The organism is Paenibacillus sp. JDR-2 (assembly GCF_000023585.1).
Classification (GTDB): domain Bacteria; phylum Bacillota; class Bacilli; order Paenibacillales; family Paenibacillaceae; genus Pristimantibacillus.
In genome coordinates this window covers 2,858,958-2,883,299 of the sequence record NC_012914.1, presented here as the reverse complement: position 1 = coordinate 2,883,299, position 24,342 = coordinate 2,858,958, and the positions used below count along the sequence as shown (strand labels likewise).

Genomic DNA, 24,342 nt, shown 5'->3' with positions numbered 1-24,342 from the left:
TTTTCCCTTATGGATAGTGTAAGATGTAGGAAGCGAATCAGAGAAAATCAATGGTAGGAGTTGTCGAGGTTGGCAAAAAACGAAATCATTTTAACACCTGAAGGTCTTAAAAAATTGGAGGATGAGCTTGAAGAGCTCAAGACGGTCAAACGCTCCGAGCTGGCGCATCGTCTGAAAGTAGCCATCAGCTATGGAGACCTGAAGGAAAACAGCGAATACCATTCGGCGAAAGACGACCAAGCCTTCATGGAGACTCGCATTACGCAGCTGGAGAAAATGCTCAAGACTGCCCGGGTATCCAATTCGAAAGATACAACAAAAGTTGGTGTAGGCGCCATTGTTGTTCTGAACGACATTGAAGTCGCTGAGAAAATCGAATACCGCCTCGTCGGACCTGCGGAAGCGGACGTATTCGAAAACAAAATCTCCTATGAGAGCCCGATGGGCCAAGCGCTTATGGGAAAATCCGTTGGAGATACGATCAGCGTGGATGCGCCAATCGGCGTCATCAAATATGAGCTTCTCGAGATCAAAGCGAACGGATAAAGAATAGGATGCAGCATACGATGCTGCATCCTTTTTTTCATTCCTCGAACAAACGGATAAAGTTCCGGGCACTCTTCGACAGATACCGGTCCTTCAGCCAAATAATGCCGACCTCCGATTGGAAATCCGCATCCGAGATAGTGAGCATTTTAATTGTAGGAAGCGGAAATGAGGCCATAACCGATTTGGGAAATACCGTCGCGCCGATACCGGCCGCCACAAGAGCTACAATGATGGCAACGCTGGAGCATTCGCAGATGACCTTTGGTTCAAAGCCATGCGCCCTCGCTTCGATCATTACGCGATGATGCATCCCGATCGTTTTGTCCGTCTTGAGGGTCAGAAACGGCATATCCGCAAGCTCGCTCATCAGCATCGTATTTTTATCCGGGCCCTTCACCCAGCTGGCCGGAAGAACGGCTACGTAAGGATCGGAAGGAAGCGGCAGGACCGAATAAGGCTGCGTATGCAGCGTCGATTCAAAGGGAAGCCTCGCCACAATCAGCTCGATATCCCGCTTCTCCAGCAGATTGCCGAGAATGAAGTGATCACCTTCCCAGATTTTGAATGTGACATTCGGATACAGCCTGCGGAATTGTTCGATTGGCGGAGGCAGAAGAGAAATGCAGGATACAACCGAGCCAATAGCCAGCATGCCGTGCAAGCCCGCGTCGAGCTCCTTTACTTCATGCATGGTCTCGTTGAATTCCTGCAGAAGCTTCTCGGCCTTGTCCCGCAGAAGCTCGCCGGCATGCGTCAGAGTGAGTCCCTTCCCGCTCCGGTCGAACAAAATGACGCCTAATTCATCCTCCATCAGCTTCAGTTGACGGCTGAGCGGCGGCTGCTCCATATTAAGCGCTTTCGCTGCCCGGGTAATTTGTCCTTCTTTGGCAATCGCCAAAAAATACCTTAACTGTCGAATATCCATAGCCTGCCCCCAATATACCTTTTCGGTATGTGTTCGCGATAAAACAGATACTTTAAATATATCGGCTGGCATGGTACGATTCAACTATAACTAGCAACAAGGAGAGATCAAAGACGATGAACAAGGCCATAACAATTGAACTTTCTACTAACAAAAAGCAAAAACCTAAAGCATCCGAGCTTGGATTTGGCAAGTATTACACGGACCATATGTTCATTTTGGACTATGACGCAGCTAAGGGCGGCTGGTTCAACCCGCGCATTATCCCTTATCAGCCGATTACTCTTGATCCAGCAGCGAAAGTATTCCATTATGGCCAAACGATCTTTGAAGGCCTTAAAGCTTACCTGACCGGCGATGGCAAAATCCGTCTGTTCCGTCCGGAGCAGAATATGGCGCGTTTGAACCGTTCCAACGCACGTCTTAGCATCCCTGCTGTTGACGAGGAACTGGCTCTTGAAGCTCTGAAACAGCTTATTCTGACTGACCGCGACTGGATCCCTGCCGACGCGGAAACTTCTCTGTATGTACGTCCATTCGTTATCGCAACCGAAGCACAGCTTGGCGTTAACGCATCGACGCAATACATGTTCATGATCATCATGTCTCCGGTAGGCTCTTATTACGCGGAAGGCATTCATCCGGTTAAAATTCACGTGGAATCCCAATACGTTCGCGCGGTACGCGGCGGCGTGGGCAACGCGAAGACTGCCGGCAACTACGCGGCAAGCTTGAAAGCTCAGGAAGAGGCTTACGCGCACGGCGCATCCCAAGTTCTGTGGCTGGACGGGGTTCACCGCAAATATATCGAGGAAGTTGGAAGCATGAACGTCTTCTTCAACATTGACGGTACGGTTGTAACGCCTGCCCTGAACGGAAGCATTCTGGACGGCATTACCCGCGATTCGATCATCCGTCTTCTCAAACATATGAACGTGCCGGTTGAAGAAAGACAGTTGTCCATTGAAGAGGTTATTACGGCCCATCGGGAAGGCCGTCTTGTTGAAGCGTTTGGTACGGGTACCGCCGCTGTTATTTCCCCAATCGGGGAACTGTCCTGGGAAGGTGCGCGTTATGTCATTAACGAAGGAAATACCGGCGAGCTGTCGCAAAAGCTGTACGACACGCTGACCGGTATCCAAAAAGGTACGGTGGAAGATCCGTTCGGCTGGTCCATTGTTCTTGAACCTTCCGAGCATCTTATCTCGAACTAATTGCCATAGGTCTTGACGGCCATTTGATCAAGACTTTTAAATTCATAACCTTGCTTGCGGGCTTCGTCAATAATGGAGGCGAGCGCATAAGCATTGTCTTTGGATACGGTATGAAGCAGGATTACCGCTCCGGGATGAAGCTGTGCGACGACTTGATTAAAGGCGAAGCCCGCTCCTTTTTGCTGATTGACGTCCCAATCCTTATAAGCGACGGACCAGAATACGTTCGTATAACCGGAATCCTTGCTTACGGCGAGAACATTATCGCTAAAAATTCCTCTTGGAGGCCGCAAATAGGTCATGGCTTGCTGACCGGTTAACGTTTGAACCTGCTCCCTTACCTTTTCGAGCTCTGTACGGATTTGACTCGACGAGATTTGCGTCATATCCGGATGCGTCCAGGAATGATTGCCAACCAGATGGCCCTCATTAACCATTCGTTTCACCAGCTCCGGCTTGTCCTTCACGTAATGCCCCGTTACAAAAAAGATCGCGGGCACCTGCTTCTCCTTAAGCACGTCAAGCACCTTTGGGGTATACCCGTTCTCATACCCGTTATCGAAGGTCATATATAGTTCCTTCTTGCTTGTATCCCCGAGAAAAATCGCCCCATGCTTCATGACAATATCCTTGAAGCCCTCTTCATTGATGGACGGCAGCTGCCCGCCTGTGCTTTTCTTGAATCCAAAATGAAACGGCCCCTGCTGTGCTTCAGCCGGATGCTGCGCAACCAGCAAGGTCAAAACGGCTGCAATCCATAACGTATGGATCCATGCTGATGTTTTTTTCATTCCTCGCTTTCGCTCCTCCATGTGTAGTCCGTTTATTTTCTCCTCATTTTTTGTTTCCAATCCACTATTTTGATTTGACAAAATTAGTTGTCAGGCATATAGTTGTTGTAACAACTAATTTGGAGCGTGATTAACAATGCATCAGAAAGGATTGGATCATTCGATCGGCTTCCTGCTCGGAGCGACATACCGGAAGCTAACGAATTTCTTTAGTTCCCGCATCAAGGAATTTGGCCTGACGCCAGAACAATGGGCTGTTCTTTACCGTGTTCGCGAGGAAGATGGATTGATTCAGAAAGAAATTGCTGACCGTGCAGGCAAAGATAAGCCAACAACAACCAGAATCCTCGATTCCTTGGAAGCAAAAGGATTTGTTACGAAGCGTGCCAGCGAGCATGACCGACGTTCCTTCCAGGTCTATATTACCGAACAAGGAATTGCAACGGCTGATGCCATCGAGCCGATTGAATACAGTACAATGGTTGAAATCGCGCAAGTCTTGTCAACGGAGGAATATGAGCAAATGACAAGCCTGCTGAAGAAATTGAATGAACATGCAAGAAACTTAATTGATCAAGATAAGGAGTAATGAGCAACATGAACATACAACCAGATAAACTATGGAGCCGGTCTTTTGTAACCTTAACGGTCAGCTATTTACTGTTGTTCTTGAGCCTGCAGATGCTGCTGTCTCCATTTCCTACTTACGCGAAAGAACAATTTCATCCGAATAACTTTGCTCTTAGCCTTGTCACAAGCCTGTTCGCCCTAGCCGCAATCGTTACGCGGTTTGCCACCGCTGCTTTGCTTCGCAAGGTCCACCGCAACGTTATTTTGTTTGTTGGGCTTGTGATTGCAGCAATTGCGACAGTTCTCTACCCGTTCGCGAGCTCCATGACATCGCTTCTTATCCTTCGCGCATTGTTCGGTATAGGCTTCGGGATGACGAGTACCATTATCCCTACCCTCGTGTCGCAGATTATTCCGAAGAAAAGAACCGGTGAAGGCATTGGTTACTTCGGATTGTCGACCAGTATCGCCATGTCTCTTGGTCCAATGATTGGCCTTTCCGTCATCAAGCAATTTGGATTTACGACTCTTGCGATGATTGGCACAATCGCCCTTGTTCTTATTATTCCGCTGCTTATTGTTATGCGCAGTATTCCGAAGCAGCCGGCCAAAGCTGCTCCACCGGCAAACAAAGCCGAATCCGGCGAACCGGCATCCGGTTCCTCGACCGCCCGTATGATGGTGCCCGCTATTCTCAATGTATTAATGTCCGTTACTTACGGCGGTATCCTTGGATTTATTGCGCTCTATGGCGCACAAAAACATATTGAACAGATTGGCCTGTTCTTCTTATTTATTGTATTTACCGTCTTTATTATCCGTCCGATCTCCGGCAAGCTGTTTGACCGCCGCGGACCGATGCCCATCGTTATCCCCGGCGCGATTGTTGTCATTGCCAGCTTGATCATCTTGTCCTATGCGGAATCGCTACCTTTGATTATTGTGTCCGCTTTGCTATACGGCTTTGGCTTTGGCGCGATTCAGCCGACAACGCAAGCATGGATGCTGCGCGAGGCCGCACCGCATCAAGTCAGCTTCGCGAACAGCTTGTATTACAATACGATTGATTTTGGCGTAGCCGTTGGCTCAATGCTGCTTGGTATCGTCGCTTCGGCTTCCAGCTATTCGGTAATGTACCGCTGGGCCGCAGTAGCAATGGTCCTATTTATGCTTGTTTACCTGGTCAGCCTGTTTATCGAAAGAAAGAATCGGGCTGCCGCACCTGCAGCCGCCCGCGAGAAAACGGCAGTAACTTCGAGATAACAATAAAAAGCCGGCAAAGAAGTTCGGGTATGCCAATGGTTGGCTGATCCCGCGCTTCCGTTGCCGGCTTTTTAAAGAATCGATGACACAACGCGCCTCCAACCCTAACAAGACTTGTAACCTGCGCCGAATAGAGCTAATCTAATTGGAAATAGATTCTAATGCGGAAACCAATTCTGAATAAAAAGGCGCTGGTAACTATGACTCGCGAAGCAATGTCCATAAGTTCATTAGAGCTAAACCGGGCTATTTTAGCAAGACAAATGCTGCTCACACGGTCGAATACGCCAGTTCTCCATGCCTTAGACTGGTTTATCGGCTTGCAGGCCCAAGCCCCCAATGCACCTTACTACTCGCTGTGGACAAGGCTTGAGGCGTTTGAACCAATCGTGTTATCCTCGCTGATCTCGAATCGTCAAGCGGTAAGAATCGCTCTGATGCGCTCCACTCTTCATCTGGTATCGGCTAACGATTGTTTGCTTCTCAGGCCTTGGGTTCAACCAGTACAAGAACGAGCGTTAAAAAGCAGCTTCGGCAAACGGCTTGGCACGGTTGATTTGAATGCCCTCGCTTCGGAAGGAAGAAAACTTGTAGAGGAGAAGCCCCTTGCCTTCAGCGAAATCGGCAAGCTGCTAGCCGAAGTTTGGCCAGACGCTGATCCGGATGCACTTGCTGCAGCTGTACGTACACTCGTCCCTCTCATTCAAGTCCCGCCACGCGGATTGTGGGGAGAAAGCGGCCGGGCCATTCATACTTCTGCCGAGGTTTGGCTGGAACAGTCTTTGCTTGAGCAGCCTGACGTTGAAAAGCTTGTACTGCGATATCTAGGTGCCTACGGCCCCGCGTCTGTAAAGGATATGCAGGCTTGGTCTGGCCTTACCCGCCTTAAGGATTATTTCGAGAAGCTTAGACCAAGGCTTGTTATCTTCCGAGACGAACTGGGTAATGAGTTATTTGATCTTCCCGATGCTCCGCGTCCAGATCCCGGCTTCATTCCTCCTGTGCGCTTCCTAGGAGAATTTGATCCCATGCTGCTAGGTATTGCCGACCGATCGCGAGTGATGGATCGTAATTATGGCAAACGAATCTTCACTGCTAACGGCATTCTCCGCTCAACGATATTATTGAAGGGCTATATTGAAGGGCTATGGTCGATCGAGCGTGACTCCGGACAAGCGGCACTCCTAATCGATTCTTTCCGCCCTCTCACGAAAGATGAACGGCATGATCTCATTCAAGAGGGCGAAAAGCTGCTGGAATTCGCTGCCCCCGGCTTTACCCATGAGATCCGTTTTAAAGAATAATTAAAGGGGCCATTCCATTGTCAATTAATTACATATGGGATGGCCCCCTTATTGCCTGCCTTATGAATTAACGGCGGCCGTAGCTTTGTTCGTTCCAACGCAGCTCTTGGCGGAACTGGCGGATCGTTGTATTGTTGTCGATAACAACAACTTCGATGCCGAGCATGTCTGCCCAGTCAACAAGCTGATCGGTCGTCACTACATACGACAGCACCGTATGATGCGCTCCGCCTGCATAGATCCAAGCTTCTGCCGAATCGCGAAGGGACGGACGCGGCTTCCACAGTACGCGGGCAACCGGCAGGTTAGGCATATCTTTCTCTACCTTAACCGCATCAACTTCGTTGATGATCAGACGGAAGCGGTTGCCGAGGTCAACCAGGGATGCGTTAACGGCTTCGCCTGCTTTACCGTCGAAGATGATGCGCGCCGGATCCGCTTTGCCGCCGATTCCGAGCGGATGAACCTCAATGCGAGGCTTGCTCTCCGCAATGGTAGGACAAACCTCAAGCATGTGAGCGCCAAGAATCATTTCGTTGCCGTTTTCCAGATGATAAGTATAGTCCTCCATGAAGGAAGTGCCTATGTTACCGGCCATCAGCTTCATAATGCGGGTAAGCGCTGCAGTCTTCCAATCGCCTTCACCGCCGAAGCCGTAACCTTGCTCCATCAGGCGTTGAACAGCTAGTCCCGGAAGCTGCTTCATGCCGTGCAGATCTTCGAACGTTGTCGTGAATGCCGTATAACCGCCTGCTTGCAGGAAACGCTTCATGCCAAGCTCGATTTTTGCCTGCTCTTCAATAGCTGCCCAAGATGCGGCATTGTCGCGGACGCTGCTTGCAATCTCATAACGCTCGCTGTACTCGTTCAGCAGCTCTTGCACCTCTGCATCGCTGATCTCGTTCATGCTGGCAACCAGGTCACCGATTCCGTAGCCGTCAATTTGCCAGCCAAGCTGGATTTGCGCTTCGACTTTATCGCCTTCGGTAACGGCTACTTGGCGCATGTTATCGCCGAATCTTGCGATCTTCAGGTTCTTGCTCTCCATGGATGCTGCCGCGGAGTTCATCCAAGCGCCGATACGGGATTGAACCTCGCCATCCTGCCAATGTCCGGTAACCACTTTGCGGTCAAGGCCAAGACGGGCAAAAATATGGCCGAACTCGCGGTCGCCGTGGGCCGACTGGTTCGTGTTCATAAAGTCCATGTCGATGGAATTCCAAGGAATATCGCGGTTATATTGCGTATGCAGATGAAGGAGCGGCTTGCGGAGCTCGGAAAGCCCTCTGATCCACATTTTCGCCGGCGAGAAGGTATGCATCCAAGCAACAACGCCCGCACAATTTGGATCCGCTTTCGCTTCGATACAAACTTTGTAAATTTCCTCCGGCGTTGTCACTACCGGTTTGTATACAATCTCAAATGGAAGGTTAGAAGATTCGTTTAATCCTGCAGTAATGCTTTGCGAATGCACGGCAACCTCTTCCAGAGTTTCCGGACCGTACAAATGCTGACTGCCTGTTACAAACCAAAATTGATAAGGTTTAATGGATAACACCATAATTCCTCCTAGCTGGAATGAATTTGTACGTACATGGGATTGAATCAAAACAAAAATAGAGGATAAGTTGTACGTACAACTTATCCTCTATACTACTCCGAACATGGCAGGATTTCAATATGCTTTTTTATTATTTTTTGCTATTACAACTTGTCCATGCGATAGGTGTATCCGCAAAACTTACATTTAAATAGCACTCCGTCTTCCCCAACGATATAAGTCATGCGGTCATCGTCTTCAAGCTCGATAAATTCTCTCCCTGTTTCGTCGCGGTCTCCGGTTGCAAACAGCCCTGTTTTATTGCCGCATTCGCATTCAAAGGTCAAAACCATGCTTTCCTATCTCCTTTCCTAATTTTTTCTATTATATTAGTAACTTTCTCATATAAAGCTTGACAATGATACGATTCGTATCATAAATTACTATTAGTGAGTGTAACTTATTGCTTGATTGATTACCAATGTGAGGAGCGAATGACCTTGACGATGGGAGATCGCCTGAAGGAGCTGCGCCGAGAGCGAAGCTTATCGCAAGAAATAGTTGCACAATCCATCGGCATAACGCGATCCGCTTACAGCCACTACGAGATCAACAACCGGCAGCCCGTGTACGAGACTCTGATTAAACTAGCGTCCTTTTTTGAAGTCACTACGGATTTTATTATCGATGGTGACACGCGCAGCACAGAACCCCAAGTTGCAGCAGATGCGGCTGAGATCATCCGCCTGCTCAATAACATGGACGTAGACAAACGCAAGGAGTCCATCGACAAAATGTTGGACGCTATCCGGGAGTCTTAATTAGCCGCTGTCCACTTTGACTAGCGGCTACTAAGCCTCTTCCCCCTTGCAAGCGCCATCACCAAGCATACGATTACAAATCCGGCTGCGTAACCGCCAATAATGTCCGTAGCATAATGCACGCTGAAATATAAACGCGATGCTCCCATTAGTATGATCAATAGAATGGCGATCATAGCCGTAATCCATTTGACCGTACGGGTTATACCGCTATCCGCTATGACCCAGGCTGCGGCCAGACTATACATAACAATAGCCAGCATGGCGTTGCCGCTCGGAAAGCTGGAACCATCAGCTTCAATTCCCCAGGCCATTGCCGGTCTTGCCCGGTCAAAGCCGGACTTCGCGAGCGTATTCACTACATAAGCCCCCGCTACCCCCGCAAGCAGCAGAACCGCGCTCTTCCACCCCTGCTTCCAGGCAAACCATACCGCAAGCAAAAGCGTAATCGCAATAATGCCTACCGTTGATCCCAATGCTGTCATCGCCTTGAACAAATCGGTTAAGATGCTGCTATGTATGCTTGCAAACCAATCAGCAACCGAATCATCCAGCTCCGAGGTCTTATGGCGCGAGGCCAGCATCGCAGCTGCGATAAAGATGATTAAGCTTACCGTCAAACCGATTAACCACCCTTGTTTTCGAATAATAAGTCCCCTCCTTAAAAGAATTGTCACACGCTTTTCGTGGCGATTCTTGCTTCGTAAGCATTAACCTAATTGCTTCATCTGGTGCGCTTCGTTATAATAGTCGAAGACTTCATTATAATACAAAGAAAATTATACACCAAGGAAGGATCACTATAACATGTACGTAGCAGATAAATGGGTTGATTACGAGGTAATTGATACGGGGGCAGGAGACAAGCTTGAACGCTGGGGCCAATACATTCTCCGCCGTCCGGACCCTCAGATTATTTGGCCAATCGCAAATGAAACCGGAGCTTGGAAAAAGGCAGACGGGCATTATCACCGCAGCTCCTCCGGAGGCGGAGAATGGCAGTTCAAATCCAGCCTGCCTGAGCGCTGGACCATCGCTTACGGAGAGCTCAAATTCCACATCAAGCCTACAAGCTTCAAGCATACCGGCCTGTTCCCCGAGCAAGCGGTAAACTGGAGCTGGATGATGGACAAAATCCGTTCCGCCGGCCGTCCAATCCGCGTGCTGAACCTATTCGCCTACTCCGGCGGAGCTACGGTTGCGGCTGCGGCAGCCGGCGCGGAAGTTGTGCATGTGGACGCCTCGAAAGGCATGGTGCAGTGGGCTAAGGAAAATGCGCAGCTGTCCGGCCTTGAAAGCGCCCCTATCCGGTATATTACGGATGATGTCTTCAAATTCGTGCAGCGCGAGCAGCGCCGCGGCCGCCAATATGACGCGATCATCATGGATCCGCCTTCTTATGGGCGCGGACCTAACGGCGAAACCTGGAAGCTGGAAGAGAACCTGTTCCCGTTCTTGGAGTTCTGCACAACCATTCTGTCGGATAACCCGCTGTTCCTGCTGATCAACTCCTATACGACGGGCCTGTCTCCAACCGTGCTTCACAATTTGCTGCATACAACGATGAAGGGCAAATTTGGCGGCATGATCAACTGCGGCGAGATCGGCTTGCCGATCACACAGTCAGGCCTGCATTTGCCTTGCGGCATTCTTGGACGCTGGGAGTCGGAATAATGACTGCGGGAAACGATGCGATTCAAATACCGGTATTGTATGAAGACAATCATATCATTGCCGTCGTCAAGCTCCCTGGTATCCCTTCCCAAGAGGATGAGACCGGGGATCCTGACATGCTCACGCTAATTAAACAGGATCTGAAAATCCGCCATAACAAGCCGGGGAATGTCTTCCTCGGCCTTATTCACAGACTAGACCGGCCGGTTGGGGGAGCAATGCTGTTCGCAAAAACGTCCAAAGCGGCTTCCCGCTTGTCCGAAGCCGTCAGAAGCCGTACCTTCGGCAAGACGTATGTCTGCGTTGTTCACGGCAAACCGGCGAAGCAGCAGGACCGTCTCCGCCATTACATACGCAAAGACGCCAAACGCAATCAAGTAACCGTATACAAAGAACCGGCTGCCGATGCGAAGGAAGCCATCTTGGAGTATAGGGTATGCGCACAGGCCGGAGGTTACTCTCTGATCGCCGTTAAGCTGCATACAGGCAGACCGCATCAAATCCGGGCCCAAATGGCTTATATCGGCTGTCCGCTTGTCGCAGACCGCAAATACGGCGCTCCTAACACGGCGTCCGTAACGGATATCGCCTTGTGGTCTACTTCGGTTGAAGCGCCTCATCCGGTTACGAAGGAGCTACAATGCTTCCGTTCCATACCATACGGTTCTCCAGCATGGTCCTGGTGGACGAGCGAACAGCTTGATGAAGCATCCAGCATCTATCTTTAAGGAGGGATCCGCCCTTCATGCGCAGAATGCGAAGCAAGAAGCGCTTGACCGTTCAATTCTTTCTCCTGCTGCTCTCGGCAGCAGGAATCTTGATTATCGTTACCGCAACCTTAAAGCAGGATTCCGTCAAACCCACTACGGCAACCAATAGCCCTGAAGCTTCCGTACAGCCAACGGCCACTCCGGTTCCTACGGTTGTTCCGACAGCGACGCCAGAGCCGACGCCAACGCCAGTGCCCACCCCGCAATACGAGGAGGCCGTATGGATGGCCGTCGGCGACATAATGATGCATAAGCCGGAGCTTCCTGGCGCGTACGACAGCAAGACGAAGAAATACAACTTCAATTATTTCTTCGACGAAGTAAAACCGATTCTTAAACAAGGCGACTGGGTAATGGCGAATCTGGAGACTCCGGTTGCCGGCCCCGCTTACGGCTATACGGGTTATCCAAGCTTTAATGCTCCGGTAGAGCTGCTGGACGCGCTGCAGTATGCCGGCTTCAACATCTTGACCAACGCCAACAATCATTCGCTCGATAAAGGCGACAAAGCACTGATGCTCACCTTGCAGCATCTCAAGGAATATCCTTTTGTTATCAAAGGCACGGCCGAATCCCAGGAAGAAGCGGATACTCCAGTCATCGTCGAGCATAACGGCATCAAGATGGGATTGCTCGCTTACACCTACGGAACAAACGGAATCCCGCTTCCGAAGGGAAAACCGTACGCCGTCTCCATGATCGATGAGCAGAAAATGATAAACGATATTCATCGCCTGAAAGAGCTTGGGGCCGATTTTGTTACGATAGCTTTGCACTTCGGCATCGAATATCAAACAACGCCTAACGATGAGCAGAAGCAGCTGGCCCGCAAGCTGGTTGCCGAAGGGGCGGATATTATCGCCGGCTCCCATCCCCATGTTATACAGCCGTACGAAGTACTAGATACGACAGACGCCAACGGACATGACAGACACGGACTTATTATTTATTCTATGGGCAATTTCATCTCCGCTCAGCGCGGCGATACAAAGGATTATGGCGTAATCTATAAAGTAACCGTACGAAAAAATAAATCCGACGGCTCAATCGAGCTATCGGATATTGAAGCAACTCCTACATGGGTACACCGTTACTTGTCAGGCAGCTATTATAAATACCGCATCCTGCCTGTTGAGCAGACGATTACAGCCGCCAGCGACAGCCTGCTTACGGAGAATGACTACAGCTCCATGAAACAAACGCTTAAGGTTCTACGCAATCGTCTGCGAGCTATGTTGAATACGGATTCACAGTGAAGCTAGTTAAGCATTTGCAACCTTGCCCAGCAGATACACAAGAAGCTGCTGGTTATGGGAAGAAATACGGTCCAGCGAATCGCCAATAAGTTTGGAGCGGACTCCCGCTCCGCGCTGGGCCTCGCTTTTTCCTTTCTCCGATACAGATACCCATACAATTCTGCGGTCCTGATTATCTCTTGTACGTACAATTAACTCGTTGCGCTCCATCCTGTCGAGCAAAGTTGTAATGGCAGCAGGAGTCGTTGCAAGATACTGCAGCAGTTCAGAAGGCTTCATCGGCTCGTGCCGCAGCAAAATATCCAATACATTCAATTGACCTTCCGTCAGAGGCGCAAGCCCCTCTTCCAAACTATCCTTCCAATCTCTTGTCATCTTCATCCACAGACGAGTAAATTCCTCAGAAACCATATCAGCACCCGCTTCCTGTCCAATTTTCTCATTTATACCAATTATAACATTCGCTAATGTCGAATAAAAGGTTAACCCGATTAATAATTTGAGTCATTAATCGCGATAAAGTCGAACATTCTGACAACAGTAGACATACAATGGACATAGGCATCTGACCAATTCGTCGAATTGATGCATGAAGGAGTGATCCCTATGGATGACCAAAAAGCAGAAATCATTCGCAAAATAAAAGCCTACGGCATCATAACAGACCCACAATGGCTTGACCGCCCGGATGAGCTGGTGCCAATGTGGGTCATGTTTGATGCGATCATTCGGTTGATCGAACGGTTTGATCCGCCTAACCGGCCTTATGACTGAGGAGATATTTCAGGCCTAACAAAGATCGTCGTAATAACATCGTTTTTCTCCATCGGAAGCAGGATGCGTCCAATGGACTTCCGGTCTTCAATCGGCGCTTTTTCCGAAGACGCCGCAAGTTGTGCGCCTTGCGATGTAAGCGCTATAATGCCTAACTCTTCCTTACAATATAAAGCTGCGACGAGTGCTGAACCGTTTGGCTTCACGCGCTTGCCTTCCTTGAATTCGAAGGTCTGAACGCCTTTTCCGCCTCTGCCTTGAAGCGGATAGTCAAGCAGCAGCGTGCGTTTGGCATAACCCAAATCCGTCACGACGAGCACTTCGCCTTCGTCATCCGCAACCCATTCCGCAGCAATCAGCTCATCGTCTTCTCTTAGCTGCATGCCGCGTACGCCTGCTGCGACACGCCCCATCGCGTTTACTTCCTGTTCACTAAACCGAATGCTCATACCAAGCTTGCTAACCAGCAGCAGCTGCTTCGTACCTTCGCTTAGCGTAACGCGGATAACCTCGTCTCCTTCAGCAACCTTGGCGGCTGCAATGGCGGTTGAACGGGTAGTCATGTATTCTTTAAGCTCCGTCCGTTTCACTTGGGCGCGTTTGGTTACGAATACAAGCGAAGCTCCCGGCAGATTGAAATCTTTAACCGGAATAATGGCTACGATGGAATCGTCTTTCGGGATCGGCACGATATTAACGACTGCCGTACCCGTATCCTTCCATTTGAACTCCGGAATTTGATGTACGGGCAGCATGTAGTATTGGCCCTTGCGGGTGAACAACAGCAGGTTGTCAATCGTATTTACTTCATAAACGCTGCTGATGGCGTCGCCTTCCTTCACCCCTGCCGTCTGCAGATCGCCGCCTGAACGGGTGAATGACAGCATGCTTGTCCGCTTCATGTAGCCTTCTTCGCTAAGCGTAACAATTACGTCTTCGGATTGAACCATAACCTCCAGGTTCACCTTCAGCTCTTCCACTTCGCCGCGGATCGAAGAACGGCGGTCGATGCCGTATTTTTCGCGGATCTCGGTCAGCTCATCCTTGATTACGCCAAGCAGCTTCTTCTCGCTCTCGAGAATCGAGCGCAGATAAGCGATCTTCTTCTGCGTTTCTTTCCATTCCTTCTCGAGCGACGTAATCTCCAGATTAGTCAAACGATACAGTTGGAGTGTCAGAATAGCATCCGCTTGCCGCTCGCTGAAGCCATACTTCGCAACGAGGTTGTTTTGCGCGTCAGCGCGGTTCTTCGAAGCCTTGATCGTCGCAATCACTTCGTCGAGGATATTCAGCGCCTTTACGAGGCCTTCCACGACATGCGCACGCTCTTCGGCTTTCTCAAGCTCATATTGGGTCCTATGAGTCACGACTTCCTTCTGATGGTTGATATACGCGTTCAGAATCTGCTTGATGCCAAGCTGCTGCGGCGCTTTGTTTACAATCGCAACCATGTTGAAGTTGTAGGTGACTTGAAGATCGGTTTTCTTCAGCAAATAAGCCAAAATACCGTTCGCATCCGCTTCCTTCTTCAGTTCAACAACGATACGAAGACCGTTGCGTCCGCTCTCGTCGCGAACCTCTGAGATCCCCTCTACCTTCTTCTCGAGACGGATATTTTCCATCGCGCTGACAAGACGGGATTTCACGACCTGGTACGGAATTTCCGTAATCGTAATCTGCTGGCGTCCGCCGCGTACATCCTCAATCTCGACTTTCGAGCGGATATAGATCCGGCCTTTGCCTGTCGTATAAGCTTCGCGGATTCCTTCCTCGCCCATGATAATGCCGCCGGTCGGGAAATCCGGGCCTTTCACGATGCCCATCAGCTCTTCAACGGTCATCTCCGGACGAGCCATGACGGCAATACAAGCGTCGATTGTCTCGCGCAGGCTATGCGGGGGAATTTCCGTTGCAAAACCCGCCGAAATCCCGCTTGTGCCATTCACCAGCAGGTTCGGATAGCGGGACGGCAATACAACCGGCTCTTTTGTCGTATTATCGAAATTGTCCTTGAATTGGACGGTTCGTTTATCGATATCGCGCAAAATTTCCATGGCGATTGGCGACAAACGCGCTTCGGTGTAACGCATTGCCGCTGCCGGGTCGTCGTCCATCGAGCCCCAGTTGCCGTGTCCGTCGATCAGAACATGGCCCATCTTCCAAGGCTGCGCCATACGCACCATGCCTTCATAGATCGAGGAGTCACCGTGAGGGTGGTAATTGCCCATCACGTCCCCGACGGTTTTCGCTGATTTGCGGTATGGCTTGTCCGGGGTATTGTTTGAATCGTACATCGCATACAAAATGCGGCGCTGAACGGGCTTAAGCCCGTCCCTTACATCAGGAATAGCGCGGTCCTGAATAATATATTTCGAATAACGGCCGAATCGGTCTCCAACGACCTCTTCCAAATACGCCGGTAAAAACTGTTCCAGCATGCCCATGCCGTTACCTCCTATTCTACGTATTCTGTGAAGTCCACGTTCTCGATAATCCAACGCTTACGCGGGTCAACCTTATCGCCCATCAGCGCGGACACGCGGCGTTCTGCTTTTGCCGCATCCTCGATCTGCACCTGCAGAAGCGTCCGCGTCTCCGGATCCATCGTGGTCTCCCACAGCTGGTCAGGGTTCATCTCGCCAAGTCCTTTGTAACGCTGAAGCTCAAAGTTCTTGCCGAATTCCTTCAGATAATTTTGCAGTTGCTCATCCGTCCAGGCATACCGGACCGTCTCCAGCTTGCCGGATTTGCGCGTAATTTTGTATAAAGGCGGCTGAGCGATATAGACACGCCCGGTGTCGATCAGCGGCTTCATGTACCGGTAGAAGAACGTCAGCAGCAGCACCTGAATGTGCGCGCCGTCCGTATCCGCGTCGGTCATTATAATGATTTTGTTGTAATTGCATTCTTCCGCGTCAAACTCCGGACCAACGCCCGCTCCAATGGCGCTTATAATCGCTTTGTATTCCTCGTTCTTCAGAATATCCAGCAATTTCGCCTTTTCCGGATTCATCGGCTTGCCTTTCAGCGGCAGAATTGCCTGATGCTTCGAATCCCGGCCTTGCTTCGCAGAACCGCCCGCGGAATCCCCTTCGACGATAAACAGCTCATTGCGCGAGAAATCCTTCGACTGCGCCGGCGTCAGCTTGCCGTTCAGATTGGAGCTTTCGCTCTTCTTCTTGCCGCTTCGGATCTCTTCGCGCGCTTTACGCGCCGCTTCCCTTGCCTTGGAGGCTTGAACAGCCTTCTTCAGAAGCATCTGAGCAACTTGCGGATTCTCTTCCAGGAACACCTGCATTTTGTCGGACACTACGGCGTCTACCGCGCTGCGGGCCGATGCGCTGCCTAACTGGTCCTTCGTCTGGCCGACGAATTCGACCTCGGACATCTTGATGTTAATGACCGACATCATGCCTTCGCGCAGGTCATTGCCTTCGAGATTCTTTTCCTTCTCCTTCAGGAGACCAGCTTTGCGGGCGTATTCGTTCATAACCCGCGTATAAGCGGTTTTGAAACCGGTCTCATGCGTGCCGCCGCCGCGTGTCGGGATCGAGTTCACGAAGGAAGCGATCGTCTCGGTATATCCGTCATTGTACTGAAGGGCAACCTCCACTTCAATCTCGTCTTTCTCTCCCGCGAAATGGACGACATCATGCAGGACGGTCTTGTCGTCGTTCAAATATTGCACGAACTGGCGTGCGCCGCCTTCGTAGTGGAAAATATCCTCTTTGCCGCTGCGGTCATCCTTGATCGTAACCTTAAGCCCCGAGTTCAGGAATGCAATTTCCTGCAGGCGCTCGGCCAGCGTATCGTAGTTCAGCGAGGTACCGCCCTGGAAGACACGGCCGTCCGGCTTGAACGTTACTTTGGTGCCCGTCCGGTTCGTGTTCCCCGTAATCTCAAGGCCTGTTACCGGCTCGCCGACATGCTCCTTGCCTTTATTGTCTACCCAGTATTCGAAGCGCATCTTATGTATTTTCCCGTCACGGAAAATTTCCACTTCTAGCCACTCGGATAATGCGTTTGTCACCGAAGCGCCTACGCCGTGCAGACCGCCGGATTTCTTGTATCCTCCGCCGCCGAACTTGCCTCCCGCGTGCAAGATGGTGTAAACGACCTGCGGTGTTGGAATTCCTGTCTTATGCATCCCTGTCGGAATGCCGCGCCCGTTATCCTGTACGGTAACCGCGCCATTCTTGTGCAGCGTGACGTCAATCGCCGTACAAAATTTCGCCAAATGCTCGTCCACGGCATTATCGACGATTTCCCAGACCAGATGATGCAGGCCGGAGCTGCTCGTGCTGCCAATGTACATGCCCGGCCGCTTTCTGACAGCGGTCAAGCCTTCGAGCACTTGTATGTCATCGGCCTCGTAATTCCGTTCCGGGGCCGCTGTTTTTGCGAAAAGATCTACTTGCTCTGCCATGGGTATGCCTCCTAAATTTTGCGAAGCTTCACGTTTCCATATCTTCAAGCTATTTTAATTCAACTTATCCCGATTAGTAAAGATACGAGTATGAACGACTGCTATGAAGTTTGTGCCCTTATCAATATCGGTCAAAAGCGCTCGATGGATTAACAGAATAACATAAATTCGCGTCCCACGCTAAATTATTCATGCTCGATATCGCCAAGTTCCATTCATGATCCATCAAAATGTGATTAAAATAACTACCTGCCAGTTTTCAAAAAAGGAGCGGCTTCTCCTTGTTCTCGCACAAGGGAAGCCGCTGCTAAGATGTCTGATTAATCGTACTGGATATAGAGAGATTCCGCTGCTTGGCGAGCAAGATCACGAGCCTCGTCTACGCTGCCCGCGGAGCTTAAGGCAACTGCCATACGACGGCCGACTTTTGTCTCCGGCTTGCCAAAGACGCGCACCTGCGTGTTGGGCAGAGCAAGCGCTTGTTCAACGCCGCCGATACGGAAGGAAGCCGACTCCCGGTCAGCCTTCAGCGTATGGGTTGCCCCAGGCGTAAGCAGACGGATCGTAGGGATCGGGAAACCGAGGATGGCGCGTACATGCAGGGCGAACTCCGACAGATCCTGCGTCGCCATTGTGACCATGCCTGTATCATGCGGACGAGGAGATACTTCGCTGAACAGAACGCCGTCCCGGGTAATAAACAGCTCTACTCCGTACAAGCCGTAGCCTCCTAGCTCGTCCGTAATTCGCAATGCAATATCTTCCGCTTGCTTGATTTGCTCCGGAGTCATATGATGAGGCTGCCAGGACTCGATATAGTCTCCATCCTTCTGAACATGGCCGATTGGCGCGCAGAAGCTTGTCCCGGATACCGAACGGATCGTAAGAAGCGTAATTTCGGATTCAAACGTAACAAAGCCCTCCACGATAATCCGCGCTTTTTTCGCGCGGCCGCCTTCCATCGCATAATTCCAGCAGCTTTCGATGTCAGCTTCCGTCTTGCAAACGCTTTGCCCTTTGCCCGAAGAGCTCATAATCGGCTTGATTACGCAAGGCAGACCTATTTCTTTGACAGCGGCCTTTAGCTCGTCAAGCGAATCCGCGAACTGATAAGGAGCCGTTGGCAGACCAAGCGTCTCGGCCGCCAGACGGCGGATACCCTCGCGGTCCATCGTCAGACGAGCCGCGCGTGCCGTAGGGATGACATTAAAGCCTTCTTGCTCAAGCTCCAGCAGCGTTTCGGTAGCAATCGCTTCAATCTCCGGAACGATAAAGTCCGGCTTCTCGTCTTCGATAATCCGTCTGATTGCGGCACCGTCAAGCATATCCGTAACATGGCAACGATGGGCAACCTGCATCGCCGGCGCATTCGCATAGCGGTCAACCGCAATAGTCTCTACGCCAAGGCGCTGTGCCTCAAGCGCAACCTCCTTGCCAAGCTCGCCCGAGCCGAGCAGAAGAAGCTTGCGTGCATTCGTTGTCAATGGTGATCCATACATAATAAAAAAGAACCTCCCGGAAGAACCCAGCGACGAGTGAAAGGAATATCCTTGTATTCCTCGAAGTCTGGTTTATTTTCTTCCATTGTGGAGGTTCTTTAACTAAAAATCAATACTAGGCCGACAAGAATCGATATTGGGCTTCGATAAGACCGTTATAAACGCCGTTTTTCTTGATTAGAGCGTCATGATTGCCTTGCTCCACGATCCGGCCATGATCCAGAACGATAATTTCGTCCGCATTGCGGATCGTTGACAGACGGTGGGCGATCATAAACGAAGTACGTCCCTTCAGCAGCGTCTTAAGCGCCTCCTGGATCTTCAGCTCCGTCTCGGTATCAATGCTTGCCGTCGCTTCGTCCAGAATAAGCACGCGCGGATCAGCCAGCAAGGCGCGGGCAAAGGAAAGCAGCTGGCGCTGTCCCATCGACAGAACATTCCCCCGCTCCTCGACTTCCGTATCGTAGCCGTCAGGCAGAGACATGATGAAATCATGCGCGTTAACGGCTTTGGCAGCCTCTACAATCTCGTTGTCCGTTGCGTCCAAGCAGCCATAACGGATATTGTCGCGGATTGTACCCGAGAAAATAAAGGTATCCTGCATTACTAGACCTACTTGAGAACGAAGACTGTCAAGCGTAATGTTGCGAATGTCTTGACCGTCAATCCGGACAACGCCGGAAACCGGATCATAGAAGCGGCAGAGCAAGTTAATAATCGTACTTTTGCCGGATCCGGTATGGCCAACAAGCGCAATGGACTGGCCGGCTTTTACATTTATGCTGATGCCATGCAGCGCAGGGCGCCCTTTCTCGTACTCGAACACAATATTATCGAAATGCACGTCGCCTCGGATGCTGGCAAGCGGCTTGGCGTATTCCAGTTCGCCTACAGTCGGCTCTTCGTCGATAAACTCGAAGATACGCTCGGACGAAGCCATCGCGACAAGCAGCTGGTTATACACCTGGCCAAGGCGGTTGATCGGATCCCAGAAGTTGCCGACATAGTTGGCAAAGCCGACGAGCAGACCAACGGTAATCTCCTGATGCTCAATCAAATAAGATCCGTACCAGAATAAGATAAACGTACCGATTGCCGAAGTAACCTCGATAACCGGGCCAAACGTCTGGTTAAGCGCGGAAGCCTTATTCCACGCTTTTACGTTGACCGCATTCATGTTCTCGAAGAAACGCATGTTTTCTTTTTCCTGTACGTAGGCCTGCGTAATTTTCATCCCTTGAATGCTTTCGTTCAAGTGGGAGTTGATCCGCGACTGCTTCTTGCGCACATCCTGCCAGGCGAAGCGGATCCGCTTGCGGAGCGTGGACGAGACAAGGAACATAATCGGAACCGTAATCATCACGGCAAGGCCAAGCTTGAAGTTCCAGATCAGAAGAATGATCACGATACCTGCAAGCTGCACGCAGTCCATAAGCGAGTTGACAACACCGTTCGTGAATAAATCCTGCAGGGCGTTAACGTCATTGGTTACCCGCACAAGCACGGAGCCCGCAGGACGCTTGTCGTAGAAACGGAACGACAGCTTCTGAATATGCTGAAATAGGTGATGGCGGAGGTCATAAATAACCTTCTGGCCGATAATGTTCGTATACTTGATCCGATACTGGTTGGAAGCCCACTGGATAATGAAAAGAGCCACCATAATGCCTGCAACCAAATAGAGCTTACCGTAGCTCGTATCGCCATTCTCCGGCTGAATAGCCTGGTCAATCGCCACGATGGTTAAGGCCGGAATGGTCAGTCTGGTAATCGTGCCGATAATCATGGCGACAATCACCGGAATCAGTTGGCGCGTATACGGCTTCATATAAATGAACAAGCGCCGCATCTGGGACCAGTTGAACGGCTTTTCGATCGCATCGTCATCCTGGTAAATAAACCGTTCCTTTTTATCGCTTGCATTCTTGATTCTATCCTTCAGTTCCTTATTCGAACTGCTCATTGAACAACGCTCCTTTTCCGCTCCGGTACCGAAGAATCGAGGTTCGCAAGCGGCCGATCGGCATATTGAATGTTATAGGTTTCGCGATAAGGTCCATGCTCGGCAATCAGCTCGTTATGCGTACCGCGCTGCACGATATGTCCGTTATCGAGTACGATAATTTCGTCTGCATGGCGGAGCGAGGAAATCCGGTGCGCAATGATAAACGTAGTCCGTCCGGCCATCAGCTCTTTAAAGCCGGCCTGGATCTCGTGTTCCGTCTCCATATCGACGGCGCTGGTCGCATCGTCCAGAATAAGAATCCGGGGATTACGGATCAGGGCGCGGGCAATCGCGATACGCTGCTTCTGTCCGCCGGATAAGCCCATCCCTCTCTCGCCAACGATCGTATCATAGCCAAGCGGCAGCTCCATAATGAAATCATGCGCTTTCGCAAGCTTGGCTGCGCGGATAATCTGTTCGTCCGTTACATTTTTTTCCCCATAGGCAATGTTGGTACGGATCGAAGCCGAGAACAGGAAGGTCTCCTGAAATACCGGCGCAATTTGGCTGCGCAGGGTTTGGACATCCAGATTCTGAATATCGATGCCGTCAAGAGTAACCCGGCCCGTTTTTACGTTATAAGCCCTCATCATGAGTTGAATAATGGTGGATTTGCCCGAGCCCGTTGCCCCAAGCAGACCAACAACTTTGCCCGGCGGTGCGTCGATGTTAATGTTCGTGACCGCAGGCGTTTTGTCCGGATAATTAAACGTCACGTTCTCAAAGCGGACATGGCCTCTAACCACTTCTTTATCCACTTCAACGGCGTTTTCGATGCTTTGGACATGAACATGAGTATTAAGCAGCTCCATAATCCGCTCGCCGGAGGCTTTGGACTGGGTATAGTTATTGATATGGAAGCCAATCCCCCACATCGGACCAATGATGTACCAGATTAAACTGAAGAAGGCTACCAGTTCGCCAAGCGTTAAAGACCCGCGGATAACCATCGTACCGCCTGCCACCAGCAGGATGACGACGCTTACGTTGGCGAGAAGCTCCATCGATGGGAAAAACTTCGCCCAAATCGAGGAGGCGCCAATCTGGTTCGCCTTGTATTGCTCGTTGCGCTTTGAGAATTTATCTACCTCATGAGGTTCGCGGGCAAAGGATTTGACCGTCCGCACGCCCGTAATATTTTCCTGAACCGCCGTTGTCAGATTACTCATCGCTTTACGCATTTCGCGGAAGGCCGGATGAATCCGTTTCTCGAAGCGGATTGCCGTAAAAGCAAGGAACGGGATCGTGACCAGCGTAATCAGCGTCAGCCTCCAGTCGATCGACATCATCATCGCTCCGCCGAACAGAATCATCAGCGCCACGTTCAGAATCTGGGCAAAGCCAAAGCCGATAAATTGGCGTATTGCTTCAAGATCGGCCGTTAGCCTCGACATCAAATCGCCGGTTTTCGCTTTATCGTAATATTGAAATGAAAGCGTTTGAAGTTTGTCGTAACAGGCGTTGCGCATGCGGAAGACTACCCGGTTGCCGAGCCTGCCGCCAAAAAATCCGTGCAGAAACTGCATGAATCCTTTCAGGGTAACGACCCCTACGACGGTAAGAGCTAACATCGGCACTTTGTCAAAGTCTTTTGGCTTGATAACATTGTCAATCAAGTAACGCAGCAAATTCGGATACACCAGGCCAAGCGCGGTCGCAAACATCAAACAAATAATGGATGACAGCAGGTACCTTCGCTCAACCCAATAAAACCGTTTCAATTGCCTAAAGACGTCCAAGTAAATCCATCTCCCCGTTCTTTATTTGTAAGTATAATTATGCAATGAATATTAGCAGTAACGGCGAGACCCGCGCAAACAGTAGATAATCACGTATATTTAGCTGAAACAGCCGATTATGGCGAATCGGGAAAGATTAGAGGGGTATCCTCCTAAATAATCCATAATCATCCCAGATGTGTGGCAATTCCTCCATTTTTGCACAGAAACACACAGAGATATGTAAAAGCGCCATAGAAAAGATTTTAAAAAAAATAAAAATGCGCCCTCTCACGCGGAAAGGACGCCTCTTTGCATGGGTTCAACAGGACAACGACTAACTTTTGTTCCATCCCTATCCCCGAGTATAATGAGGGGTATATAGGAACGAGGAGGATTATGCCAAATGGATAAGCAAAAAGCAGTCCTGCTCGGACAATTTCTGAAATCGCGCAGGGAAAAAATGAATCCTTCCGATGCCGGTCTTCCGCCCGGTTACGGCAAACGAAGAACCCCCGGTCTCCGCCGCGAAGAGGTCGCCCAGCTCGCCCATGTCAGTACAACCTGGTATACCTGGCTCGAGCAAGGGCGTGCATCTACCCCATCGAGACAGGTGCTGGACAGCGTCGCCCAGGCACTGAAGCTAAGCAAGAATGAGCATCTGCATATGCTTCATCTGGCAAACCTGGAGCTGCCAAACCCTTCTCCAGCCGTGAATCAGTTGTCTCCGGATATCGAAAAGCTTATCGATCAGCTTCCTTACCCTGCTTTCATTGCGACGGAACGTACGGAGGTTTTGAGCTGGAATGCTGCCGCCTGCCGGATTATTTTCGATTTCCCATCGGTTCCCGCCGAAGACCGCTCAATGGCCTGGTTAACGTTTATGAACGAAAATTTGCGCCGTTCCGTACCGGATTGGGAAGAATACGCCCAATATACGGCCGGAGTGCTTCGCGGACGTTATGAAAAAAATTTAAACGACCTGACCTTCCGCAAGCTGATCGACCGGCTGACGGGCGCAAGCCCCGAATTTCTCGAGTTATGGTCGACGCATGACATTATGGATAAGACAATCAAGACCATTCGTCTTCTTCATCCCGAGGCTGGGCTGCTCACCTTCAATATCAATACCTTCTCCCAAATTAACGGGAACAGCAGCGCGCATTGCTGCGTCTACATTCCCGTGGAAGGAACCGGTACGCAAGAGAAAATGCAGCTGTTGCTTGACAGTTAGCGGTCCGCG

General features: G+C 50.6%; 22 protein-coding genes. 11 read left to right on the top strand and 11 right to left on the bottom strand.

Features of this window, described 5'->3' with window-relative positions:
- Nucleotides 1-69: 69 nt before the first annotated feature.
- Nucleotides 70-546: a transcription elongation factor GreA gene (gene greA / locus PJDR2_RS12740; RefSeq protein WP_015844108.1), complete on the top strand. Its 477-nt coding sequence runs from the start codon at nt 70-72 to the stop codon at nt 544-546.
- Between the two features lie 37 nt (nt 547-583).
- On the opposite strand, the gene PJDR2_RS12735 is transcribed toward greA, so the two are convergent.
- The gene (locus tag PJDR2_RS12735; RefSeq protein WP_015844107.1) at nt 584-1,474 is read right to left on the bottom strand and encodes a LysR family transcriptional regulator; all 891 of its coding nucleotides are present in this window, start codon (nt 1,472-1,474) and stop codon (nt 584-586) included.
- Nucleotides 1,475-1,590: 116 nt separating this feature from the next.
- Here PJDR2_RS12735 and PJDR2_RS12730 point away from each other — a divergent pair, with 116 nt between their 5' ends.
- Complete coding sequence (locus tag PJDR2_RS12730) at nt 1,591-2,688, top strand: branched-chain amino acid aminotransferase (RefSeq protein WP_015844106.1); 1,098 nt, start codon at nt 1,591-1,593, stop codon at nt 2,686-2,688.
- Here PJDR2_RS12730 and pdaA read toward each other — a convergent pair.
- Nucleotides 2,685-3,479 carry a delta-lactam-biosynthetic de-N-acetylase gene (pdaA, locus tag PJDR2_RS12725; RefSeq protein ID WP_015844105.1) on the bottom strand — a complete coding sequence of 265 codons (795 nt, stop codon included), beginning with the start codon at nt 3,477-3,479 and terminating at the stop codon, nt 2,685-2,687. The two genes, PJDR2_RS12730 and pdaA, sit on opposite strands and share 4 nt — an antisense overlap.
- A 136-nt stretch (nt 3,480-3,615) precedes the next feature.
- Here pdaA and PJDR2_RS12720 point away from each other — a divergent pair, with 136 nt between their 5' ends.
- The 3 genes from PJDR2_RS12720 (at nt 3,616) to PJDR2_RS12710 (ending at nt 6,616) form a co-directional block, all read left to right on the top strand.
- Entirely contained in the window at nt 3,616-4,068 is a 453-nt protein-coding gene (locus PJDR2_RS12720) for a MarR family winged helix-turn-helix transcriptional regulator (RefSeq protein WP_015844104.1), read from the top strand.
- 8 nt (nt 4,069-4,076) lie between these two features.
- Nucleotides 4,077-5,312, top strand: coding sequence for an MFS transporter (locus PJDR2_RS12715; RefSeq protein ID WP_015844103.1), 1,236 nt, complete (start codon nt 4,077-4,079; stop codon nt 5,310-5,312).
- Between the two features lie 200 nt (nt 5,313-5,512).
- Nucleotides 5,513-6,616: a winged helix DNA-binding domain-containing protein gene (locus PJDR2_RS12710; RefSeq protein ID WP_041614248.1), complete on the top strand. Its 1,104-nt coding sequence runs from the start codon at nt 5,513-5,515 to the stop codon at nt 6,614-6,616.
- A 67-nt stretch (nt 6,617-6,683) separates the two neighbouring features.
- Here the strand turns inward: PJDR2_RS12710 and araA are convergent, their stop codons facing one another.
- Together araA and PJDR2_RS12700 are read right to left on the bottom strand one after the other, a co-directional pair.
- A complete protein-coding gene (gene araA, locus PJDR2_RS12705; protein WP_150106651.1) occupies nt 6,684-8,174 on the bottom strand; it encodes an L-arabinose isomerase in 1,491 nt (496 codons plus the stop codon).
- A 146-nt stretch (nt 8,175-8,320) separates the two neighbouring features.
- Nucleotides 8,321-8,509 carry a hypothetical protein gene (locus PJDR2_RS12700; protein ID WP_015844100.1) on the bottom strand — a complete coding sequence of 63 codons (189 nt, stop codon included), beginning with the start codon at nt 8,507-8,509 and terminating at the stop codon, nt 8,321-8,323.
- A gap of 141 nt (nt 8,510-8,650) precedes the next feature.
- Between PJDR2_RS12700 and PJDR2_RS12695 the strand changes: the two genes are divergently transcribed.
- Nucleotides 8,651-8,977: a helix-turn-helix transcriptional regulator gene (locus tag PJDR2_RS12695; protein WP_015844099.1), complete on the top strand. Its 327-nt coding sequence runs from the start codon at nt 8,651-8,653 to the stop codon at nt 8,975-8,977.
- A 20-nt stretch (nt 8,978-8,997) separates the two neighbouring features.
- Here the strand turns inward: PJDR2_RS12695 and PJDR2_RS12690 are convergent, their stop codons facing one another.
- Nucleotides 8,998-9,597, bottom strand: coding sequence for a phosphatase PAP2 family protein (locus PJDR2_RS12690; protein ID WP_015844098.1), 600 nt, complete (start codon nt 9,595-9,597; stop codon nt 8,998-9,000).
- A 187-nt stretch (nt 9,598-9,784) separates the two neighbouring features.
- Here PJDR2_RS12690 and PJDR2_RS12685 point away from each other — a divergent pair, with 187 nt between their 5' ends.
- From PJDR2_RS12685 to PJDR2_RS12675, 3 genes are read left to right on the top strand one after another with little or no spacing between them, the layout of a single operon-like run.
- The gene (locus tag PJDR2_RS12685) at nt 9,785-10,651 is read left to right on the top strand and encodes a class I SAM-dependent methyltransferase (RefSeq protein ID WP_015844097.1); all 867 of its coding nucleotides are present in this window, start codon (nt 9,785-9,787) and stop codon (nt 10,649-10,651) included.
- Nucleotides 10,651-11,379 carry an RluA family pseudouridine synthase gene (locus tag PJDR2_RS12680; protein ID WP_015844096.1) on the top strand — a complete coding sequence of 243 codons (729 nt, stop codon included), beginning with the start codon at nt 10,651-10,653 and terminating at the stop codon, nt 11,377-11,379. The genes PJDR2_RS12685 and PJDR2_RS12680 overlap by 1 nt, the downstream gene beginning before the upstream one ends.
- 17 nt (nt 11,380-11,396) lie before the next feature.
- Nucleotides 11,397-12,677: a CapA family protein gene (locus tag PJDR2_RS12675; RefSeq protein ID WP_015844095.1), complete on the top strand. Its 1,281-nt coding sequence runs from the start codon at nt 11,397-11,399 to the stop codon at nt 12,675-12,677.
- A gap of 6 nt (nt 12,678-12,683) precedes the next feature.
- Here the strand turns inward: PJDR2_RS12675 and PJDR2_RS12670 are convergent, their stop codons facing one another.
- Entirely contained in the window at nt 12,684-13,088 is a 405-nt protein-coding gene (locus PJDR2_RS12670) for a MarR family winged helix-turn-helix transcriptional regulator (RefSeq protein WP_015844094.1), read from the bottom strand.
- A gap of 195 nt (nt 13,089-13,283) precedes the next feature.
- On the opposite strand from PJDR2_RS12670, the gene PJDR2_RS33150 reads away from it, so the two are divergent.
- Nucleotides 13,284-13,451: a hypothetical protein gene (locus tag PJDR2_RS33150; protein WP_015844093.1), complete on the top strand. Its 168-nt coding sequence runs from the start codon at nt 13,284-13,286 to the stop codon at nt 13,449-13,451.
- Here PJDR2_RS33150 and gyrA read toward each other — a convergent pair.
- The 5 genes from gyrA to PJDR2_RS12645 all read right to left on the bottom strand — a co-directional run bounded on the left by gyrA (nt 13,442) and on the right by PJDR2_RS12645 (nt 23,120).
- Nucleotides 13,442-15,895, bottom strand: a complete 2,454-nt coding sequence (gene gyrA, locus PJDR2_RS12665) for a DNA gyrase subunit A (protein ID WP_015844092.1) — start codon at nt 15,893-15,895, stop codon at nt 13,442-13,444. The two genes, PJDR2_RS33150 and gyrA, sit on opposite strands and share 10 nt — an antisense overlap.
- 11 nt (nt 15,896-15,906) lie before the next feature.
- Complete coding sequence (parE, locus tag PJDR2_RS12660) at nt 15,907-17,877, bottom strand: DNA topoisomerase IV subunit B (protein ID WP_015844091.1); 1,971 nt, start codon at nt 17,875-17,877, stop codon at nt 15,907-15,909.
- Nucleotides 17,878-18,197: 320 nt separating this feature from the next.
- Complete coding sequence (gene purT, locus PJDR2_RS12655) at nt 18,198-19,376, bottom strand: formate-dependent phosphoribosylglycinamide formyltransferase (RefSeq protein WP_015844090.1); 1,179 nt, start codon at nt 19,374-19,376, stop codon at nt 18,198-18,200.
- Nucleotides 19,377-19,491: 115 nt separating this feature from the next.
- The gene (locus PJDR2_RS12650) at nt 19,492-21,339 is read right to left on the bottom strand and encodes an ABC transporter ATP-binding protein (RefSeq protein ID WP_015844089.1); all 1,848 of its coding nucleotides are present in this window, start codon (nt 21,337-21,339) and stop codon (nt 19,492-19,494) included.
- Nucleotides 21,336-23,120, bottom strand: coding sequence for an ABC transporter ATP-binding protein (locus PJDR2_RS12645; RefSeq protein WP_015844088.1), 1,785 nt, complete (start codon nt 23,118-23,120; stop codon nt 21,336-21,338). Before PJDR2_RS12645 ends, PJDR2_RS12650 begins: the two co-directional genes overlap by 4 nt.
- 385 nt (nt 23,121-23,505) lie before the next feature.
- Between PJDR2_RS12645 and PJDR2_RS12640 the strand changes: the two genes are divergently transcribed.
- Complete coding sequence (locus tag PJDR2_RS12640) at nt 23,506-24,333, top strand: helix-turn-helix transcriptional regulator (RefSeq protein ID WP_015844087.1); 828 nt, start codon at nt 23,506-23,508, stop codon at nt 24,331-24,333.
- Nucleotides 24,334-24,342 lie beyond the last annotated feature (9 nt).

Bases quoted from the DNA above. Each gene is read 5' to 3' on its own strand.
- PJDR2_RS12735 (WP_015844107.1), bottom strand. From the start codon at position 1,474: ATGGATATTCGACAGTTAAGGTATTTTTTGGCGATTGCCAAAGAAGGA.
- PJDR2_RS12730 (WP_015844106.1), top strand. From the start codon at position 1,591: ATGAACAAGGCCATAACAATTGAACTTTCTACTAACAAAAAGCAAAAA.
- pdaA (WP_015844105.1), bottom strand. From the start codon at position 3,479: ATGAAAAAAACATCAGCATGGATCCATACGTTATGGATTGCAGCCGTT.
- PJDR2_RS12720 (WP_015844104.1), top strand. From the start codon at position 3,616: ATGCATCAGAAAGGATTGGATCATTCGATCGGCTTCCTGCTCGGAGCG.
- PJDR2_RS12715 (WP_015844103.1), top strand. From the start codon at position 4,077: ATGAACATACAACCAGATAAACTATGGAGCCGGTCTTTTGTAACCTTA.
- PJDR2_RS12710 (WP_041614248.1), top strand. From the start codon at position 5,513: ATGACTCGCGAAGCAATGTCCATAAGTTCATTAGAGCTAAACCGGGCT.
- PJDR2_RS12700 (WP_015844100.1), bottom strand. From the start codon at position 8,509: ATGGTTTTGACCTTTGAATGCGAATGCGGCAATAAAACAGGGCTGTTT.
- PJDR2_RS12695 (WP_015844099.1), top strand. From the start codon at position 8,651: ATGACCTTGACGATGGGAGATCGCCTGAAGGAGCTGCGCCGAGAGCGA.
- PJDR2_RS12685 (WP_015844097.1), top strand. From the start codon at position 9,785: ATGTACGTAGCAGATAAATGGGTTGATTACGAGGTAATTGATACGGGG.
- PJDR2_RS12680 (WP_015844096.1), top strand. From the start codon at position 10,651: ATGACTGCGGGAAACGATGCGATTCAAATACCGGTATTGTATGAAGAC.
- PJDR2_RS12675 (WP_015844095.1), top strand. From the start codon at position 11,397: ATGCGCAGAATGCGAAGCAAGAAGCGCTTGACCGTTCAATTCTTTCTC.
- PJDR2_RS12670 (WP_015844094.1), bottom strand. From the start codon at position 13,088: ATGGTTTCTGAGGAATTTACTCGTCTGTGGATGAAGATGACAAGAGAT.
- PJDR2_RS33150 (WP_015844093.1), top strand. From the start codon at position 13,284: ATGGATGACCAAAAAGCAGAAATCATTCGCAAAATAAAAGCCTACGGC.
- gyrA (WP_015844092.1), bottom strand. From the start codon at position 15,895: ATGGGCATGCTGGAACAGTTTTTACCGGCGTATTTGGAAGAGGTCGTT.
- parE (WP_015844091.1), bottom strand. From the start codon at position 17,877: ATGGCAGAGCAAGTAGATCTTTTCGCAAAAACAGCGGCCCCGGAACGG.
- purT (WP_015844090.1), bottom strand. From the start codon at position 19,376: ATGTATGGATCACCATTGACAACGAATGCACGCAAGCTTCTTCTGCTC.
- PJDR2_RS12650 (WP_015844089.1), bottom strand. From the start codon at position 21,339: ATGAGCAGTTCGAATAAGGAACTGAAGGATAGAATCAAGAATGCAAGC.
- PJDR2_RS12640 (WP_015844087.1), top strand. From the start codon at position 23,506: ATGGATAAGCAAAAAGCAGTCCTGCTCGGACAATTTCTGAAATCGCGC.